17 protein-coding genes and 1 tRNA gene are annotated in these 17,163 nt (G+C 63.4%); 14 read left to right on the top strand and 4 right to left on the bottom strand.

Going from position 1 to position 17,163, the window contains the following annotated elements:
- The first annotated feature begins 23 nt into the window (after positions 1-23).
- Together NC595_RS00915 and NC595_RS00920 are read left to right on the top strand one after the other, a co-directional pair.
- Positions 24-1,736, top strand: a complete 1,713-nt coding sequence (locus NC595_RS00915) for an ArnT family glycosyltransferase (protein WP_253564252.1) — start codon at positions 24-26, stop codon at positions 1,734-1,736.
- Entirely contained in the window at positions 1,733-2,059 is a 327-nt protein-coding gene (locus NC595_RS00920; protein WP_253564253.1) for a hypothetical protein, read from the top strand. The genes NC595_RS00915 and NC595_RS00920 overlap by 4 nt, the downstream gene beginning before the upstream one ends.
- Positions 2,060-2,064: 5 nt before the next feature.
- Here NC595_RS00920 and NC595_RS00925 read toward each other — a convergent pair whose 3' ends face one another.
- Positions 2,065-2,970, bottom strand: coding sequence for an LpxL/LpxP family acyltransferase (locus NC595_RS00925; protein ID WP_253564254.1), 906 nt, complete (start codon positions 2,968-2,970; stop codon positions 2,065-2,067).
- An 86-nt stretch (positions 2,971-3,056) separates the two neighbouring features.
- On the opposite strand from NC595_RS00925, the gene dtd reads away from it, so the two are divergent.
- From dtd to NC595_RS00950, 5 genes are all read left to right on the top strand, one after another.
- The gene (dtd, locus tag NC595_RS00930) at positions 3,057-3,494 is read left to right on the top strand and encodes a D-aminoacyl-tRNA deacylase (protein ID WP_253564255.1); all 438 of its coding nucleotides are present in this window, start codon (positions 3,057-3,059) and stop codon (positions 3,492-3,494) included.
- Between the two features lie 146 nt (positions 3,495-3,640).
- Positions 3,641-5,512 (top strand): RNA polymerase sigma factor RpoD, encoded by a 1,872-nt coding sequence (gene rpoD, locus NC595_RS00935; RefSeq protein ID WP_253564256.1) that lies wholly within the window; start codon positions 3,641-3,643, stop codon positions 5,510-5,512.
- Positions 5,513-5,594: 82 nt separating this feature from the next.
- On the top strand, positions 5,595-6,530 hold the full coding sequence (rarD, locus tag NC595_RS00940) for an EamA family transporter RarD (protein WP_253564257.1): 936 nt from the start codon (positions 5,595-5,597) through the stop codon (positions 6,528-6,530).
- Between the two features lie 22 nt (positions 6,531-6,552).
- Positions 6,553-6,628, top strand: a tRNA-Ile gene (locus NC595_RS00945).
- A gap of 163 nt (positions 6,629-6,791) precedes the next feature.
- Complete coding sequence (locus NC595_RS00950; protein WP_253564258.1) at positions 6,792-7,976, top strand: tyrosine-type recombinase/integrase; 1,185 nt, start codon at positions 6,792-6,794, stop codon at positions 7,974-7,976.
- 299 nt (positions 7,977-8,275) lie between these two features.
- Here the strand turns inward: NC595_RS00950 and NC595_RS00955 are convergent, their stop codons facing one another.
- Complete coding sequence (locus NC595_RS00955) at positions 8,276-9,346, bottom strand: SDH family Clp fold serine proteinase (protein WP_253564259.1); 1,071 nt, start codon at positions 9,344-9,346, stop codon at positions 8,276-8,278.
- Positions 9,347-9,549: 203 nt separating this feature from the next.
- Here NC595_RS00955 and NC595_RS00960 point away from each other — a divergent pair, with 203 nt between their 5' ends.
- From NC595_RS00960 to NC595_RS00975, 5 genes are all read left to right on the top strand, one after another.
- Complete coding sequence (locus NC595_RS00960; RefSeq protein ID WP_253564260.1) at positions 9,550-10,500, top strand: hypothetical protein; 951 nt, start codon at positions 9,550-9,552, stop codon at positions 10,498-10,500.
- A 342-nt stretch (positions 10,501-10,842) separates the two neighbouring features.
- Positions 10,843-11,136 carry a CHC2 zinc finger domain-containing protein gene (locus NC595_RS20525; RefSeq protein WP_425493036.1) on the top strand — a complete coding sequence of 98 codons (294 nt, stop codon included), beginning with the start codon at positions 10,843-10,845 and terminating at the stop codon, positions 11,134-11,136.
- Positions 11,133-12,902: an AAA family ATPase gene (locus NC595_RS00965; RefSeq protein ID WP_253564261.1), complete on the top strand. Its 1,770-nt coding sequence runs from the start codon at positions 11,133-11,135 to the stop codon at positions 12,900-12,902. The genes NC595_RS20525 and NC595_RS00965 overlap by 4 nt, the downstream gene beginning before the upstream one ends.
- Positions 12,899-13,096: a TubC N-terminal docking domain-related protein gene (locus NC595_RS00970; RefSeq protein ID WP_253564262.1), complete on the top strand. Its 198-nt coding sequence runs from the start codon at positions 12,899-12,901 to the stop codon at positions 13,094-13,096. Before NC595_RS00965 ends, NC595_RS00970 begins: the two co-directional genes overlap by 4 nt.
- Complete coding sequence (locus tag NC595_RS00975) at positions 13,093-13,710, top strand: hypothetical protein (RefSeq protein ID WP_253564263.1); 618 nt, start codon at positions 13,093-13,095, stop codon at positions 13,708-13,710. Before NC595_RS00970 ends, NC595_RS00975 begins: the two co-directional genes overlap by 4 nt.
- Positions 13,711-13,997: 287 nt before the next feature.
- On the opposite strand, the gene NC595_RS00980 is transcribed toward NC595_RS00975, so the two are convergent.
- The gene (locus NC595_RS00980; protein ID WP_253564264.1) at positions 13,998-14,327 is read right to left on the bottom strand and encodes a hypothetical protein; all 330 of its coding nucleotides are present in this window, start codon (positions 14,325-14,327) and stop codon (positions 13,998-14,000) included.
- Between the two features lie 62 nt (positions 14,328-14,389).
- On the opposite strand from NC595_RS00980, the gene NC595_RS00985 reads away from it, so the two are divergent.
- Positions 14,390-14,818, top strand: a complete 429-nt coding sequence (locus tag NC595_RS00985) for a hypothetical protein (RefSeq protein ID WP_253564265.1) — start codon at positions 14,390-14,392, stop codon at positions 14,816-14,818.
- Positions 14,818-15,756 (top strand): SOS response-associated peptidase family protein, encoded by a 939-nt coding sequence (locus NC595_RS00990; RefSeq protein WP_253564266.1) that lies wholly within the window; start codon positions 14,818-14,820, stop codon positions 15,754-15,756. The genes NC595_RS00985 and NC595_RS00990 overlap by 1 nt, the downstream gene beginning before the upstream one ends.
- Before the next feature lie 168 nt (positions 15,757-15,924).
- On the opposite strand, the gene NC595_RS00995 is transcribed toward NC595_RS00990, so the two are convergent.
- Complete coding sequence (locus tag NC595_RS00995; protein WP_253564267.1) at positions 15,925-16,866, bottom strand: eCIS core domain-containing protein; 942 nt, start codon at positions 16,864-16,866, stop codon at positions 15,925-15,927.
- Positions 16,867-17,163 lie beyond the last annotated feature (297 nt).

Below are 17,163 nucleotides of genomic sequence, written 5' to 3' on the forward strand. Positions count from 1 at the left end.
CCGTTCCCTCGCCGAGCCACGCCGTGACGTCCAACGCCTACCGTCGATCCGAACACCTGCGCGCACTGTGGCCCTGGTTGCCACTGTGGACCGCGGCCGCGTTGCTGGCGATCTTCTCGCACGGACCAACACCGCTGTTCTCCACCCGCACGCTCGCGGTGGCCTGGGAAATGTGGAATGGGCACCACTGGCTGGTGCCGTACATGAACGGCGAACCGTACAGCGAGAAGGCGCCGCTGCTGTTCTGGATGATCCACGCCGGCTGGGCGGTGTTCGGCGTCAACGATATCTGGCCGCGGGTGCTCGAGGTCGGCTTCGGTGGCGCCCAGCTGGTGCTGATATCGGTCATCGCCCGGCGCCTGTTTCCGGACCGCCCCTGGGTCGCCTCGGCCACGCCATGGATGCTGCTGTCGCTGAGCTACGCCTTCCTGTTCGGCCTGCAGATCATGTACGACGTGCCGCTGGCCACCTGGGCGCTGGCCTCGTTGTTGTGCCTGATCCCATACGGACACCGCGCCGAGCCTCGCTGGTGGCTGTTCGGCCTGTGCATCGGCTTAGGGCTGCTGACCAAGGGCCCGGTCATGCTGCTCCACGTGATCTTTCCGTGGTTGCTCGGTCCATTCTGGAGCGACTGGGCGCGCCAGCACCGCGCGCGCTGGTACGGCTTCGGCGCGCTGGGCGTGCTGCTGGGCCTGGCGATGCTGCTGGCCTGGGCCGTCCCGGCCGGTTTCAGCGGCGGCGAGGCCTATCGCCAGCGGCTGTTCTTCACCCAGACCGCGGGGCGCGTGGTCAACGGCGTGGCCCCGGCCGCCGACCTGCAGAACCATGCCCGACCCGTGTGGTGGTACCTGCTGGCCGTGCCGGTGCTGATGTTCCCGCTCAGCGCCTGGCCGCGCGCGGTCGCGGCGCTGGCGATGCTGCGCCGACCGCTGCCGGTCGGCATGCGCTTCGCGCTGAGCTGGCTGGTGCCGGCCTTCGTCACCTTCTCGCTGGTCAGTGGCAAGCAGCTGTACTACCCGCTGCCCGAGCTGGGCGGCGCCTGCCTGCTGCTGGCCGGCGCCGTGGCGCTGCTGCGCGAGCGCCATCCGCGCCTGGCCACCACCGCTTGGCTGGGCACGTGGCCGCTCGCCGCGGGTGGCGCGCTGCTGGCAGTGTTCATGTTCGTGCTGCCGGGCCTGGTCGTCGGCAACCACCTGCACGGGGAATGGCTCGACGAGGCGGTCGGCTACAGCCGCTATTTCTCCGCGCTGTTCCTGTTGCTGGGGGCACTGCTGCTGTTGCGTGGCCGCGGCGAATTGCGCCGACTGGCCGTGGCAGGCCTGGTCGGCACGCTGGCCCTCAACACGCTGTTCACGCTCACCGCCTGGCACAAATACGACCTGACGCCGTCGAGCCAGCTGCTGGCCTCGATGCAGGCACAGCACCGCGCGATCGGCTACTTCGGTTCATACGACGCGCAGTTCCACTTCGCCGCGCGGCTGACCGACCCGATCACCGAGATGCACGTGCCGGCACAGGTCGCCGCATTCGCCCAGGCGCACCCTGACGGAGTGATCGTGACCCATCCCGGCAGGCTGACCGACGAGGACCGCCGCTACGCCCTGCTGGTGCAGCCGTTCCGCTCGTCCTGGATCGTGATCTGGGCGGCACCATCGCTGGTGGACGTGCAGGCCGGGCAGATCCCGCCCGAACCGGCCACACCCACGCTCGTCTATCCGGGCACGGCGCGCCCGTGAGCCCGTCCCGCATCCAGGCCCTGCGTGCGCAGTGCGGCGGCCCGCGCGACGGCGCGTTGCTGCGCTTTTCGCTCGGCGCCGCCCTGCTGGATGCGAACGACGCCGCCGAGGCCCGCGCGGAACTGGAACGGGCCACGGCCTTCGACCCGGCCTATTCGGCCGCCTGGAAGCTGCTGGGCAAGGCCTGCGTGGATTCCGGCGACACCGCGGCCGCCGCGCAGGCGTGGCGACGCGGCATCGCCGCTGCCGAGGCACGTGGCGACGAGCAGGCAAGGAAGGAGATGACCGTGTTCCTGCGCCGGCTCGAGCGCTCCACCGGCTGAGCCGCTCAGCCCACCGCGATCCGTCCGGGGCCGTCGTAGGGGCTGACCAGGCCATCGGCCGAGTAGCGCTTGTATTGCCATTGGTACTGGGTGAACGCCCGCTCCACGCAATCCTCCACCCCGCGATTGAGCGCAGCGCAGGCCACGCCCAGGTCGGCATCGTCCAGGCCGGCCGGCGCCGGCAGCAGATGGATGCGGAAGCCGTTTCCGCGCGGCAGGCGCTCGGCGAAGGCGAACAGCACGGTCGCGCCGGTGCGAGCCGCCAGGCGTGGCAACAGCACCATGGTCAACGCATCGCGGCCGAAGAACGGTGCCACCTGGCCCTCGCCGGCACGCGGCTTCTGGTCCGGAAGGATGCCGACCGCACCACCGGCGGCGAGCCGCTTGTACAGCGTGCGCACCCCCGCACCCTCCGCGCGTACCTGCTCCGGGGCGAGCGCGCCCCGCACCTTGCGCAAGAGCTGCTCCACCGCAGCGATTCGCGGCGGCCGGTACAGGATCGCCATCGGCGTGCGACTGCACAGCCAGTAGTTCAGCAACTCCCAGCAACCCAGGTGCGGCGCGGCGATGATCACCCCCTTGCCCGCCGCCAGCGCGGCGTCGAACAGCTCGCCGCCGCGCACCTCGCGCACCAGCCCCAGCGCACGCGTCGCGCCACTGCCCCAGACCTTGATGATCTCGGTGACCGACTTGCCGGCCTCGACCATCGCGCCACGCAGCAACGTGCGGCGGGCCGCGGCCGACAGGCCCGGCCGGGTCACCGCGAGGTTCACCGCGGTGACGTCCGCCGCACGCGCCCCGCGCCACAGCATCAGCCGCCCGATCAGGGCCCCGGCGCCATGCAGCGCTCGCAGCGGCAACAGCGCCAGCAGGCGCAGCAGGAGGTAGAGCAGGTAGATGTCCGCACGCATCCGGCCAGTGTAGTGGAAGGTCCCGCCATCGCTGCCGGAACCGGAGCGGTCGCGCTAAGCTGCGCCGACCTTTCCCGGAACCACGCATGATCGCCCTGATCCAGCGCGTCGCCGGCGCGCATGTGAGTGTCGACGGCGAGACCGTCGGAGCCATCGGCCATGGCCTGCTGGCCCTCGTGGCCGTCCAGCCCGGCGACGGTGAGCCGCAAGCCCGGCGCATGCTCGAGCGTCTGCTCGGCTACCGCGTGTTCGCCGACGATGCCGGCCGCATGAACCGCTCCCTCGCCGATACCCATGGCGGCCTGCTGCTGGTCAGCCAGTTCACCCTGGCGGCCGACACCCGCAAGGGCATGCGCCCGAGTTTCACCACCGCCGCGCCCCCCGAACATGGCCGCCACTGGTTCGATCGCCTGGTCGAGCTGGCCCGTGCCGCGCATCCGGGGGTGGAAACCGGTCGCTTCGGTGCCCATATGCAGGTGCATCTGGTGAACGATGGTCCGGTCACTTTCTGGCTGGAGACCTGATGGCTCCGAACCCCCCGTGGGCCCACGCAATCGCCTTGTCTGGCGCGATTCTTGCTGCCCACAGCACCTGTTTCTCTTCCTTGAAAACTGGTCAAAAAAGCGCCACATCGCTATACTGATCGGTTCCTGCATCCGCGGCGGTAGGTATGAATAGCAAAGCTCCCGAGCAACAGTCCGAAATCAAGGCGCTCATCTCCAAGGGTCTGGAGCAGGGCTACCTGACCTATGCCGAGATCAACGACCATCTGCCCGACGACATCGTCGACCCTGAGCAGATCGAAGACATCATGGCGGTGCTCAAGGGCGTCGGCATCGAAGTGCACGACGCCGCGCCGGACGCCGATCCACTGGCCGACAACGCGCCCGGCAGCGGCAACGACGACGAGGCCGCCGCCGAGGAGGCCGTGGCCCTGCTGTCCGCCGTGGACGCCGAGGTCGGGCGCACCACCGACCCAGTTCGCATGTACATGCGCGAGATGGGCACGGTCGAACTGCTGACCCGCGAGGGCGAAATCGCCATCGCCAAGCGCATCGAGGAAGGCCTGGGCCAGGTGCAGACCGCGCTGGCCAGCTTCCCGCTGACCATCGAGCTGCTGCTGGAGGAATACGACCAGCACCTGGACGGCAAGCGCCGCCTGTCCGAGATTCTTGCCGGCTTCCTCGATCTGGAAGCCGCCGCCGACGCCGCCCGCCTGGAAGCCGAAGAGGCTGCAGCCAACGCTGCCGACGACGACAGCGAAGGTGACGAGGACGACGACGACAGCGACACCTCGTCGGACGACGACGACGCCGTCTCCAGCGGCCCGGACCCGGAAGAGGTCAAGCGCCGCATGGAGCTGCTGCGCGACTACTACGCCAAGTTCCAGAAGGCGGCCCCCAAGGCCACCAGCATCACCGACAAGAAGATCGTTAAGCTGCGCGATCAGATGGCCGAGGAATTCCTCAAGCTCAAGCTGCCGTCCGCGCTGATCGACAGCTTCGTGCGCAAGCTGCGCGAGGTGGTGGGCGACATCCGCCACCACGAGCGCGTGCTGATGGATATCTTCATCAAGCAGGTGAAGATGCCCAAGGCCGAGTTCCTCAAGACCTTCCCGAGCAACGAGGGCAACCTCGAATGGGCGGCCGAGCTTGGCCGCAAGCGCCAGAAGTGGTCGCCGAACGTCAAGACGCACAAGGAAGCGATCGACGCCGAGCAGGAGAAGCTCGCCGCGATCGAGCGCAAGCTGTTCCTGCCGCTGACCGACATCAAGGACATCAACCGCGCGATGAGCGTGGGCGAGGCCAAGGCCCGTCGCGCCAAGAAGGAGATGGTCGAGGCCAACCTGCGTCTGGTGATCTCGATCGCCAAGAAGTACACCAACCGCGGCCTGCAGTTCCTGGACCTCATCCAGGAAGGCAACATCGGCCTGATGAAGGCGGTGGACAAGTTCGAATACCGCCGCGGCTACAAGTTCTCGACCTACGCCACCTGGTGGATCCGCCAGGCGATCACCCGCAGCATCGCTGATCAGGCCAGGACCATCCGCATCCCGGTGCACATGATCGAGACGATCAACAAGCTCAACCGCATCTCCCGCCAGATGCTCCAGCAGTTCGGCCGCGAGGCCACGCCGGAGGAACTGGCCAAGGAGATGGACATGCCCGAGGACAAGATCCGCAAGGTGCTGAAGATCGCCAAGGAGCCGATCTCCATGGAGACCCCGATCGGCGACGACGAAGATTCGCACCTGGGCGACTTCATCGAGGACTCCAACGCGTCCTCGCCGATCGACTCGGCCACCGAGACCGGGCTGATGGAGACGGTGCGCGACGTGCTTGCCGGGCTCACCCCGCGGGAGGCCAAGGTGCTGCGCATGCGCTTCGGCATCGACATGAACACCGACCACACCTTGGAAGAGGTCGGCAAGCAGTTCGACGTCACCCGCGAGCGCATCCGCCAGATCGAGGCCAAGGCCCTGCGCAAGCTGCGTCATCCGAGCCGCTCGGAGCAGCTGCGCTCGTTCCTCGACCTCGACTGACCGGTCGCGCGACGCTCGATCGGAAACGCCCGCTCGCCGCGGGCGTTTCTTTTTCCGACGCCCCCACCGCTCCCGGAATGCCGTGAACGCCCCGAACGCCCATTCGTCCATGCGCAGTGGCCTGCTGTTCGGCATCGCCTGCTACGGCATCTGGGGTGTGCTGCCGCTGTACCTGAACGAGCTGGAATTCGCCTCCGCGCTGGAGGTGGTGGCGCACCGTGCGCTGTGGACGGCGGTGATCTGCCTGGGCATCCTCGCCGCCCGGCGCTCGCTCGGCGAGCTGCGCGAAACCCTGCGCCACGGCCGGCAGATGGCCTTCCTCGGTGCCGCAGCAGCGCTGATCGCGGTGAACTGGCTGGTCTACGTCTACGCCGCCGACCAGCGCGAGGTGCTGCAGGCCTCGCTCGGCTACTTCATCAACCCGCTGCTCACCGTGCTGCTCGGCGTGTTCGTGCTGCGCGAACGCCTGCGTCCGGCCCAGTGGATCGCCATGGCGATCGCCACCGGAGCGGTCACCGTCATCGCCGTCGGCTACGGCCACCCGCCGTGGCTAGCCCTTGCGCTGGCGGGAAGCTTCGGCCTGTACGGCCTGATGAAAAGCTTCGCCGGCCGCCGTACCGGCGCGGTCACCAGCCTGGCCGTCGAAACCCTGCTGCTGGCGCCGTTCGCCCTGCTCGCGCTGCGCTGGCTGCATGCGCATGGCGACTCGCACTTCCTGGTCAACGGCTGGCACAGTGCGCTGCTGCTCGCCTCCACCGGCATCGTCACCGCCACCCCGCTGACCTTCTTCGCCGCCGCCGCCCGGCGCCTGCCGCTGAGCCTGCTCGGCATGCTGCAGTACCTGGCGCCGTCGCTGCAGTTCGCCATCGCCGTGGGGGTGAACCACGAGGCGATGTCGCCGTCGCGCTGGACCGGCTTCATCCTCATCTGGGCCGCGCTCGCCGTGCTCAGCACCGACGCCCTGCGCCACCAGCAACGCCAGCGCCGGCTCGCCACCGCAAACACCGGGGCCGCCTGAGCCGCTACACTGCGCAGCCCGCGGGCCTATAGCTCAATGGTTAGAGCAGGGGACTCATAATCCCTTGGTTCCAGGTTCGAGTCCTGGTGGGCCCACCACATACAAATCCGGTGATGTCCAACGAAATGCGGAAGCTCGCTTCAGTACTTGATCTAGGCTGGCGTCACTGTCCGATATCGTCCGATAGGCATCATTGAAATCCGGGGGCAACTGGGGGCAAGATCGGGGGCAACAGCTTCCGAGCCTTAGAGTGTTGCCCCCATGCCTCTCTCAGACGTTGCCATTCGCAAGGCTAAGCCGGCCGACAAGACACAGCGCCTGTTCGATGGCGGCGGCCTGTATCTGGAACTGGCCCCGTCCGGCGGCAAATGGTGGCGGCTCAAGTACCGGTTTGGTGGCAAGGAAAAGCGCCTGAGTCTGGGCACCTACCCGGACACCAGCCTGTCGGACGCGCGCGCGAAGCGGGACGAAGCGCGCAAGCTGCTGGCGGCTGGCGTAGACCCCAGCCTGCAACGCAAGGCAGAAAAGGCCGCCCTGGCGGACCGGACCGCTAACACCTTCGGCGCAATCGCCCTTGAGTTCGTCGCCAAGCGCGAAAAGGAAGGTCTGGGCGAGAAGAGCGCACTCCGGGCCCGCCGCTGGGTTACCAAGGACATCGCCGCCCTCCGAGACCTCCCGATTACCGACCTGACCGCCTCAGTCATCCTGTCCGCCCTGCGCAAGCTGGAGCAACGTGGCGTGGCCGAGACTGCCCATCGCGCGCGCGGCTTCATCGGTCAGGTATTCCGGTACGCCATCGCCACGGATCGCGCTGAGAGGAACCCGGCGGCCGACCTCGTGGGCGCGCTTGAGCAAACCAAGACCAAGCATTTCGCCAGCATCACCGACCCGGCCAAGATCGGGGAGCTACTGCGCGCCATAGATGCCTACACCGGCTCTGCCGTGACAGTGGCCGCGCTGAAACTTGCTCCGCTGACGTTCGTGCGCCCTGGCGAGCTGCGCACGGCCCAATGGTCGAATATCGATCTGGAGGCCGCAGAGTGGCGCTATACGGCCACCAAGACCCAAACCCCGCACATCGTCCCGCTATCCGCTCAGGCGGTCGAGATCCTGCGCGAGCTGAGGCTCCTGACGGGTCGCGGGCAGTACGTCTTTCCCGGCGTCCGCAGCCCGCGCCGCCCCATGTCCGAAAACACCGTGAACGCGGCCCTGCGATACATGGGCTTCGACCGGGAGACGATGAGCGGCCACGGCTTCCGGGCAATGGCTCGCACCGTATTGGATGAAGTGCTGCACTTCCGCCCCGACTACATCGAGCACCAGCTCGCGCACGCTGTGCGCGACCCCAACGGCCGCGCCTACAACCGCACCGCTCACCTAGCAGAGCGCACGAAGATGATGCAGGCATGGGCGAACTACTTGGATGGCCTGCGCGTCTGCGGGTGATGCCGTTTAGGCGCAGCGCACGCTAGGGAGCCGCGTACGATCGCCTGGCGCAGGTCTCAGAAAAGCGAGCGCCACGAATCACGCGCGACAAGCGTTTCAGATTGTGACCGAGCCGCGAGTGTAGGTTCTCACCGTTTCCAAGGAGTACGTGGCGCTCGTCGTTGTGCTCGTCGAGAACCCAAGGTCTGCTTGAGCTACAGCAGGTCGATGCACTTCGGGGAGCGCCTTGCTCACCTGGGTTACCTGCTCGATAAGTGCATCAGACCAACCCAGCTGCTTTAGAAGTTCTGCGTTATCCATCATGCCACTCCGACGGGAATATCCTGCTTAGCGTATCGGTAGTTTTCGGAAAAAATGAGCTTAACTATAGGGGTTCGTTCAAAGATGTAGGTCATAAGACCCCAAGCTCTCGCCAATGCTCTATGCAAGTCTTGTGCCGGATGATCGATTTCCAGCCTTGTCTGTCTCGTAAGAACTTCCCTTGAAATCGCATGGCTATGACTTTTCCAAGTCTCATGCGACGCCAGCTGCTCCGCGATTTCAAACGCCCTGGCTCTGCGTTCGTCATCAGTGACTGGCCTCCCTGAAGAACGATGTTCAGTCCAATGCTTGAACTTGTACTTGCACATGTACTCGGCGGCGAGGTTGGTAGCGTACGCCGTGGCGGTGATGGCATCGCCCAGTTCGCGCTTGTCAATGGTGTTGATGATCTGGACCGCCGTCCAAGGCACCTGCTGGCCCTTCTTCATGGCTTCCTCGCCTTCCACTCTGCACTGCTCGACCAACACCTTCAGCGCCTGCGCGGGGACGAAGCGTCCTGTGCTACTCGGAACCTGTGGATCGATAGGCCCCAAACACGCGCCGGGCGTCATCCAAATGTGGTCGCCAGAAAGTGCGAATAGAGTTCCTGCACTGAAGCAGGACGAGGGGATTAGGAAGTCGACCTCCTCAAACCTAGCGCGGAGCCGGTCAACGAATCGTGCAATCTGCGGGCCCGAGCCACCTCGTGTGGAAAGCAATATGTCTACTTTCGTCTGATCATTGCGGACGCTCGTCACCACTTCCTGAAAAGGAAGGTCATCGCTTTGATCGACACCAGATGCCCCGCTGTCGTTCTTGACAACATTGCCGCTGTAGACGATGCAGGGACGGCCCCTAATCGCAGAGATGTCCGCAATCGCGCGCTGAACCTCGTCAAGCAGGTTCGCGCCAGGCAGAGGAAGCTTGTCAATGATGCTGACGTACTCTCTTCCATCGACCATCACATCCAACAGAGACGGAACGTGTTGAAGCAATGGCTGTTGCTGCAATCTGTTCGGTCGAGGCTGAACTGGAATCGGCTGCTTTCGATGCCCATTTCCCTTGCCCATCACGCCCCCTTTGAGTCATCTTGACCCTCAACCGTCAAAGGTAGCATGCCAACGCTTCCCCGCAAATCCGGGGTACCTAGCGCATATGCGCCCTGTTCCAGTCAAGCGCCTAAGCTTTCAAATCACGCCTAGGACGGCCATACGAAAACCGGGTACCTTCCCCGGCTGGCGCGTCACCAACTGAGGGGCGCAAAGGTGTGCGCGTGGCAAAATATTTTCCGACTCGCTTAAAGGGATGCGTCTCGCACGAGGAAAGCGAGGAGTGGGCCGCGCTGCGCAAACATTGGCTTGAGAAAAATTGCGACGCTTTAGGCCGAACACGGTATTACGCGCAGAAATATTCCGGCGAGGGTCCCATCTTGCAGCCAGCTGGCTCCTGGATGTACGAACCCCTTAGTGAGCGGCAAGACGCAAAAGAGCTCACCGTCTACTGTCGCATGGTCGAGATCGCGCGGGATGGTTGCCCCGACTTGTTTGAAGCCAAGCTGACGCTGCTCGATCACGAAAATCGATATTGCCAAGACATCTCCGAAAGTGTGCCCGCCCATTCATTGGAAGAAGCGACGGATCGATTCAAGGCTGCATTGGCATCGGAAAGAGCAAGCGCAATGGCAGCATTTCTGGGAGATACGCCGTTTGTGCGCGCATTCGGGGTGGCAGTCAGCCCCGAGTGCCTAACGGAGCAACTGAAAAGGACTCCGGCACCTACTTCGAGCGAGATTCGACAACTGTCCGAGGAGTTCAGCCAAGCTGTCGCGGGTCTATTTGATGTTATAGACCGGTGGGAGGGAACGGACGCCCTGGCCTACCTAAGACTTTTTGACGGCACCCGAGGCGCCCTTGGGAGACTTGAGCACGAGCGCGCCCGGCAGACGGGCATCGCAAGACTGTCAGATCTAAAGACTGATTCCCAGGTTCGCGCCATTCGAAGGGGGCGCCCGCTTAAAGCGGGTGCAGAGCTTGCTCTAGCTCACGCCTTAGCGGATATCTGGAGGAACTGCGGACTAGGGGAGCCTAAGCTATCCGCGCAATCTAGATTCATTCGTGCCTGCGGGCTGGCGCTGCCTTGGCACAACGTGTTTAAGGCAGACGTTGCGCAGTTCATGCGTGGCGAGGCCAGAAAGACGCGGAGGCGAAGCGTAGTAATTGACTAGCCTGGGTGTTTTTCTACCCTCGTATAAACACCACTGACCAGATTTTTATAACCTCTGACGCATCACCGATAATCGGCATCTAATTTCCCTGCCTTTCAATGCACAGGGAAAAACGGCGATGCACTCACTACCCGAAACCGGATACCTGCGTATCTGGCAGATCGTCGGCAAGCCCGCGACTGGCGACGCGCCGGCCATCCCGGCAATTATCCCAGTTAGCAAATCAACCTGGTGGGCAGGCGTTCGTGTCGGACGGTATCCGCCGCCCGTGAAGTTGGGTGAGCGTATTACGGCATGGCATGTCGACGCCATCCGTGCCCTGATCGAACAGGGGCGCGCTCCATGAGCTTGCCGCGCATCCCTGACAGCTGGCGTGACCGCCTGCCTGACCCTGCGGGGTACTACAGTCCGCGCATTGCCCGGCTAGGTCTACCCAACGGAAGCGGCTACGCGGTTGGGCTATGCCCATTCCACGATGACCATAACCCCAGCTTCGGCGTAAAGCTCACCAGCGCGCGGGGCCACTGGTGCTGCTATGCCGGCTGCGGCAAGGGCGACATGGTGACGTTTCATCAGCGATTGACGGGCCTGGACTTCCGTTCGGCAGTACGGGAGCTTCTGGAGGTGCGCCGATGAACATCGCGCCTAAGGAGACGGAGAAGGAGGCTGCGCGCCGGCTGGCCGCCAACGCCTTGCGCGAGGGGTATAAGGCAACCGGTTTGCACTGCTACCGCGACGCCGAAGGCGATCCAGTTTTCTGGCGTATTCGGTGCAAGCACTCGGACGGACGCAAGTGGATTAGGGCGATGTACCTGGATGGCGCAGAGTATGCGCTGGGCGAGCCGGCCGGGCCCGCGAACGGAAAGCCGCTCTATGGGCTGCCGGAACTGGTCGCGGCTGATCCTGCGGTGCCTGTGTGGATTGTGGAGGGCGAGAACAAAGCCGATGCTCTTAGCGGGTTGGGACTGATCGCCACCACGTCCGGCAGTTGCACCAGCGCCAGCGGTACCGACTGGCAACCGTTGGCCGGGCATCCATGCGTGATCTGGCCTGACAATGACAAGCCCGGCAGCATCTACGCCGACAACGTGGCAGCGACCTTGCACGCGCTGGGCTGCCCCGTAGAGCGGATAGACGTAGCGGCGTTAGAGCTGCCGGAGAAAGGCGATGCGGTCGACTGGTTGGCACTACACCCAACCGGCACGGCGGCGGACGTGCTGGCGCTGGCGCGGCTGCCTGATCGCACTGCGCCACCCTGTGCCGATTCTCGGTCCAGCGTGATCCTGACACGCGGCAGCGAGGTGCAGCCTATTGCCGTCGATTGGCTTTGGTCAGGCTATCTTGCGGCTGGCAAGCTGCATCTGATCGCAGGCGCGCCCGGCACAGGAAAGACCACGATAGCGGCGGCCCTGGCAGCCATTATTACCCGTGGCGGGTACTGGCCAGATGGTTCGAAGGCAGAGCGCGGGAGCGTTGTGTTCTGGTCGGGTGAGGACGACAACGCCGACACGTTGAACCCACGCCTGCGCGCGGCTGGAGCTGATATGTCGCGCGTTCTGACCGTCGATGGCATTCGAGATTTGGGTGTGCGGTGCCCATTTGATCCCGCGCGAGATCTGGAAGCTCTCAGGGATGCGCTAACAACCTTGCCAGATGTCCGCCTGATCGTCATTGATCCATTGGTGTCCGCAATCATCGGAGACTCGCACAAAAACGCCGAGGTACGGCGCGCGCTTCAACCGCTGGTGGACATGGCTGGGCAGCTACGGTGCGCCTTGCTTGGCGTGACGCATTTCAGCAAAGGCACTGGCGGACGTGATCCAGTGGAGCGGGTTACCGGCTCCATCGCGTTCGGAGCCCTGGCGCGCCTTGTCATGGTAACCGCGAAGCAGCGCGCGGCAGGCGACCGTCCCGGGCGTCGGATAATGGTCCGGGCGAAATCGAACCATGGCCCGGACGGTGACGGTTTCGCCTATGAATTGAAGCAGGGCGAGTTGCCCGGCTTTGAAGGCGTTAGCGCTTCGTCAGTGGTGTGGGGTGAGGTGATCCACGGCAGTGCCCGCGAGCTGCTGGCCGAGGCTGAGCAGCAAGGCGAACCCTTCGGAGGTGCGGCCACCTTCCTGCGCGACCTGCTGTCCTGTGGTCCACGCTGGTCTAAGGAGATAGAGAGCGAGGCAAAAAAGGCCGGCTTCTCAATGGACGCCATGCGCCGCGCACAAAGAAAGATTGGCGCCCGGACGAGTAAGAGCGGCATGGCTTGCGGTTGGCGCTGGTCGCTTCCCGGCTACGAAGGTGGCATCGAAGATGGCGAAGGTGGCGCACAAACGGAGCCGCCATCTTCGCCATCTTCGACCACGGGTCCGCCATCTTCGGAGGTGGACCGGGAGACTTTCACGATATGAATGTGCTTGAAACCCTGTTGCTTGTTTGGGCGGCTGGCGGAGTCTTGAGCCGAGACGGTGACCGCTTGCATATCGAAGCGCCGAAGGGCGCTATTCCCCCACAACTCCTGGATGCCTTGCGCGCCAACAAAGCTAGCTTGCTGGCGCTCCTGCCGATGCGGGCTCCCGCACAAGCCGATGAGGCGACCAAATGAGCAACTACGGCTGGCGACCACATATCGAGTCTGCGTTAAAGCTGGATCTGCGTCGGATGTTTTCCTCCAACGCGCTACGTCCCGGGGGCGAGACGTCCGGTTCATGGCGGTGGACGGACAGCTATACCGGCGAGAAGATCGGAGCGGTCAACTATCGGTCGGTGCTGGGTGACGAGAGCGGCACGCTAACCCTGACCTACGCAACCAAAAACCGAGAGGGAGAACGCAAGAAAGTCACGTGTGCGATCGCCCTGTCATCCATCCCATTGCACTACGGCGGCCGGCGCTGGTACATGCGCTGCCCTTGCAGTGGGCGGCGCGCGCTAACTCTTTTCAAGTGGAACGGGATCGAACAATTTTGCCACCGCGAGGCCATCAAGCCACGTCCCACCTACGCTAGCCAAAGGGTGGGCGGAAGTAATCGCATCTTTGCCCAGCGCTGGGCCTTGCGGCATCGACTAGGCGACGACGTGAGCGACTTGTTTGGCGAGCCATGCAAACCCAAGGGGATGCACTGGCGGACCTTTGAACGATTCGCCGTGCGCGATGCCCAGCTAGCAAACAGAGAGTTTGGCCATCTAAAGAAGCTCCTGGCTCGCCTTGCTCGACGTTGATATGGCCCCGATTGCCAATCGATTTAGGCAACGTGCGCTACCCAGCTTTTCCAGGAAGGCCACTGACCCACATCGGCATTAGGTGGTCGCCTACAGCCTTGTGACGACAACCTAGGGACACTGGATTCGCCCCGCACGTCAGGCCCAAACCGACCAAGCTGCCAGGCGTAAGCCAGCCGGCTCGGAACTTCAGGCGGAACCGATGCGCGGGGCTCTCCCCTTGGGATAGCTCACCACCCCCTTTGAGCATCAGCGGCGCCCATGCGGCGCCGTTTTTCTGTCCGAGCTCACCCGCCCCAAGTGAACATGAAGGGGCCGGGCGGCCGCTCGTACTTCGGCACGGTCTCCCAGCCTGGCGCCGACTTGAACTCCACCGCGAGGGATACGTGGCTGCGCTCCAGCGCGGTCAGGCTCAACAGGTCGCCACGCTCGTTGCACGCACTCGTCATCCCTCTCCGCCAGGCGAGCGCATAGGTCTTGCCGTGCTTCCTCACTGTGCCGTGCAGCGTCCAGCCTTGGGCGACTGCTGGCGGGTTGTCGACGTGCACGACGGTGCGCCAGTCGGCCAGGAAGTCGACGGCGAAGTCTGGGGCGGGTTTGGGTTCGCGTCTGGGCATGGGGCGAACGGTACGCCGCCCGCGTCTCACGCCAGGCGACCAGGCGGTGCTAGATTTTCGACATGACTTACACACGCGCTGAACTGGAAAAGGAACTGGCGGCCTTGGAGCAGCTGGCGGTGAAGCTGCTCGCCGAGCACGAAGACCCCACGTACTTCTGGGATACATTCGCGGAAGAGGCAGATCACTTCACCGCGAGCGTGGCACCGGCTGACTGGGACTGGGCGGACGAGCGCCTGGCAGACATGCTGCGCCGCCACGGTGCGCCTGTGCGGGGTGCCTCGAGGGCTACCCTTCAGAAACACCTCGATCATCTCGACGCGCTGATGCCGGACATGGTCCGCGGATCGCCGACCTATGAGTTGTTCGCGGAGGCATATCTTCCCCGAGAAATTTACATCTTGGACCAGGCCGGCGAGGCCAACGGAGAATGGGCCCGTGAGCGCCTGCGCGAGATGCTGCTCAAGCATGGCGCCATGGAGTTTGACTGATGTGCTACTCGGCGCAGGTGTGGGCGGACTGGCGGCGCTACCGCAAGCAGGGTGGCGAACTCGACATCAAGGGCTTCGTGCGCCTGATCGACGAAATGGGCGGCCGGCCGGGATGGATCCGCAAGCTGCCGAAGGCCACCCGCGACTCGCTGCTCGACGTGCGCACCGAGGAAGGCATGGCCCTAGCCAAAGCCGTGCGCGAGGCGAACCGGGCGGCCGAGGTAATGCTCCGCGACGAGCTGCAGGCGCAGACCGATCGCCTGACCGCGGCCGAGGCCGTGCTGGCCGGGCCCAAGCCAACGAAGAAGGCCGCCAACGACCAGCGCATCGCGACCGACAAGATCTCACGCGCCCAGCGCGACCTCGACGACCTGGTGCGCACCGAGCTGCTCGACCGCGACAGCCGCATCTACCCAGGGAACTACGTTCCGGTCCTTGTGGCCGAGGGTGACCGCTATGTGGTCAAGCCGATGCGTTACCAGTGCCGCCCCGCCGGCAAGCCGGCGATGTACGACACGAAGTACCCGGGCACCTACAACGCCCGGCGCGACAATCTCGAGGGCTTCTGGAAGGACCTATTCGGCCACACGCACGCGCTGCTGGTGGTCGACACGTTCTACGAGAACGTCGAGGGACCGGACGGCAAGAACCAGGTGATCCAATTCACCCCGCGCGACCGCGAGCCGATGCTGGTCGCCTGCCTCTGGTCACACTGGACCGACCCCGCCGGCAAGCTGCCGGACCTGGACAGCTTCGCCGCCATTACGGACGAGCCGGAGCCAGAGGTTGCCGCCGCGGGCCACGATCGGACCATCATCAACATCAAGCCCGAGCACGTCGACGCTTGGCTCCGACCCAACCCGGCGAACCTGGCCGCGCTCTATGCGATCTTCGACGACAAGCGGCATCCGTTTTACGAACATCAGTTGGCAGCTTAAGGGAAAATCTTTAAACAGATTTTAAGAAGCAATCATCAATCGAAAAATAAAGGGATCCGCCTTCAGGCATGCGTTATCCGACACAGCAATCATGCCCGCATAACAAGATTCGGCGGCTTCACAAGTGGCAATTGTCAAGCCGCCATGATTGACCAAACCCCATTATCTTCAGATGGAATAAGCAGCGGTCACACCGATTACCATGAATCCAGGTGGAGACAGTAAAGGCCCAGACTGATTAGGTGGAAGTATGCAGGTCGGAACAATGCAAGGCGAAGTGAAAACTGCACCATCATAAAGACGTCGCATGACTACGCCGGCCACCCTAATTGCTACAGGACAGTTATTTCCAGTCATGTTTCTTTGATTATCTATCCATATGCACTGTTGCGCCGGGATATTTGACATCGCAACTTGGTTCATGCCGCCCCAGGTTAGCTGCTGCGAAGATTGCGCAACACTCCCCTGATAGCCCCAGCTCATCGGCATACCTCGAGACGTTCCATCAATACTTGCCACTATGTGACTAGAGTTATCTCTCGCCTGTTGCTCCATCCCATTCCATTCGTACATATACTGAAAGGCAAATGTATCAATACCCATTTGCTGATATTGAAGAACGTGGGTCAGCTCATGTGCCCAAAGGGCGACATTCTCGGTGTTCCTGGCATCGCTAAAAACGATAACATCATCGAAGGTGACGGCACCTTCCTGGTTGAACCAGTTCTTGAGTGCACCGTCAATGCTAATCCCGCCTGCTGTCGTCCATCGCACTTTATCTAATATCTGCGGCGGAAAGTATGGCTGAAGATACTGGCGAATCTGAGGGGGAATAGGCTGGACACCTCTTCTGAATGCTTCGGCCCGTGACCATCTAATTGATTCTGCGATTGCGGGCGCCGCTGGATTTAGCAATACCTGACTAACATCTTTTGGAAGATTCTGAAGCATCGGACCAATCGCAGCGGGATTCGGCGGCTTAATCTCCATTGTTCCGCGATTTAGGTCAATGTGAACCCCGGTTATCTCACTTAGCCAGCTTGCATTAGCAACACCACAAAGTAACGTACCCGCAAAGGCAGCCATTGCAATGAAGAGTGTGCGTTTCATGTCGTCACCTCCATATCACTGACAGTCAAGCAGCAGAGATGCGAGTCCGAGCTCATGCCTGAGCACCAAGAGATTTTAGGCCTTGAGGCGCTTGACCCGGCCCCACAACTTCCCCTTTGGCGCATACTTGGGCGCCAAGCTGGCTTATACGCTCGAAATGTCTTGCATTCCAGTGTGGCTGACCGTGAAGTCTTGTCCCTTCACCTTCTTAGATAGCCAAAGGGGGGCTGATCGCCTGCTGTTCGCTCCTAAGCCCGCTCGGAAGTGAGCGGGCGACGGGGGCAACTATGGGGGCAA

This window comes from Dyella lutea (assembly GCF_024158035.1).
GTDB lineage: Bacteria > Pseudomonadota > Gammaproteobacteria > Xanthomonadales > Rhodanobacteraceae > Dyella_A > Dyella_A lutea.

Coding starts and splice junctions, on each gene's coding strand:
- NC595_RS00925 (WP_253564254.1), bottom strand. CDS start 2,970: ATGCGTGCGGACATCTACCTGCTCTACCTCCTGCTGCGCCTGCTGGCG.
- dtd (WP_253564255.1), top strand. CDS start 3,057: ATGATCGCCCTGATCCAGCGCGTCGCCGGCGCGCATGTGAGTGTCGAC.
- rpoD (WP_253564256.1), top strand. CDS start 3,641: ATGAATAGCAAAGCTCCCGAGCAACAGTCCGAAATCAAGGCGCTCATC.
- NC595_RS00950 (WP_253564258.1), top strand. CDS start 6,792: ATGCCTCTCTCAGACGTTGCCATTCGCAAGGCTAAGCCGGCCGACAAG.
- NC595_RS00955 (WP_253564259.1), bottom strand. CDS start 9,346: ATGGGCAAGGGAAATGGGCATCGAAAGCAGCCGATTCCAGTTCAGCCT.
- NC595_RS20525 (WP_425493036.1), top strand. CDS start 10,843: ATGAGCTTGCCGCGCATCCCTGACAGCTGGCGTGACCGCCTGCCTGAC.
- NC595_RS00965 (WP_253564261.1), top strand. CDS start 11,133: ATGAACATCGCGCCTAAGGAGACGGAGAAGGAGGCTGCGCGCCGGCTG.
- NC595_RS00970 (WP_253564262.1), top strand. CDS start 12,899: ATGAATGTGCTTGAAACCCTGTTGCTTGTTTGGGCGGCTGGCGGAGTC.
- NC595_RS00975 (WP_253564263.1), top strand. CDS start 13,093: ATGAGCAACTACGGCTGGCGACCACATATCGAGTCTGCGTTAAAGCTG.
- NC595_RS00980 (WP_253564264.1), bottom strand. CDS start 14,327: ATGCCCAGACGCGAACCCAAACCCGCCCCAGACTTCGCCGTCGACTTC.
- NC595_RS00985 (WP_253564265.1), top strand. CDS start 14,390: ATGACTTACACACGCGCTGAACTGGAAAAGGAACTGGCGGCCTTGGAG.
- NC595_RS00990 (WP_253564266.1), top strand. CDS start 14,818: ATGTGCTACTCGGCGCAGGTGTGGGCGGACTGGCGGCGCTACCGCAAG.
- NC595_RS00995 (WP_253564267.1), bottom strand. CDS start 16,866: ATGAAACGCACACTCTTCATTGCAATGGCTGCCTTTGCGGGTACGTTA.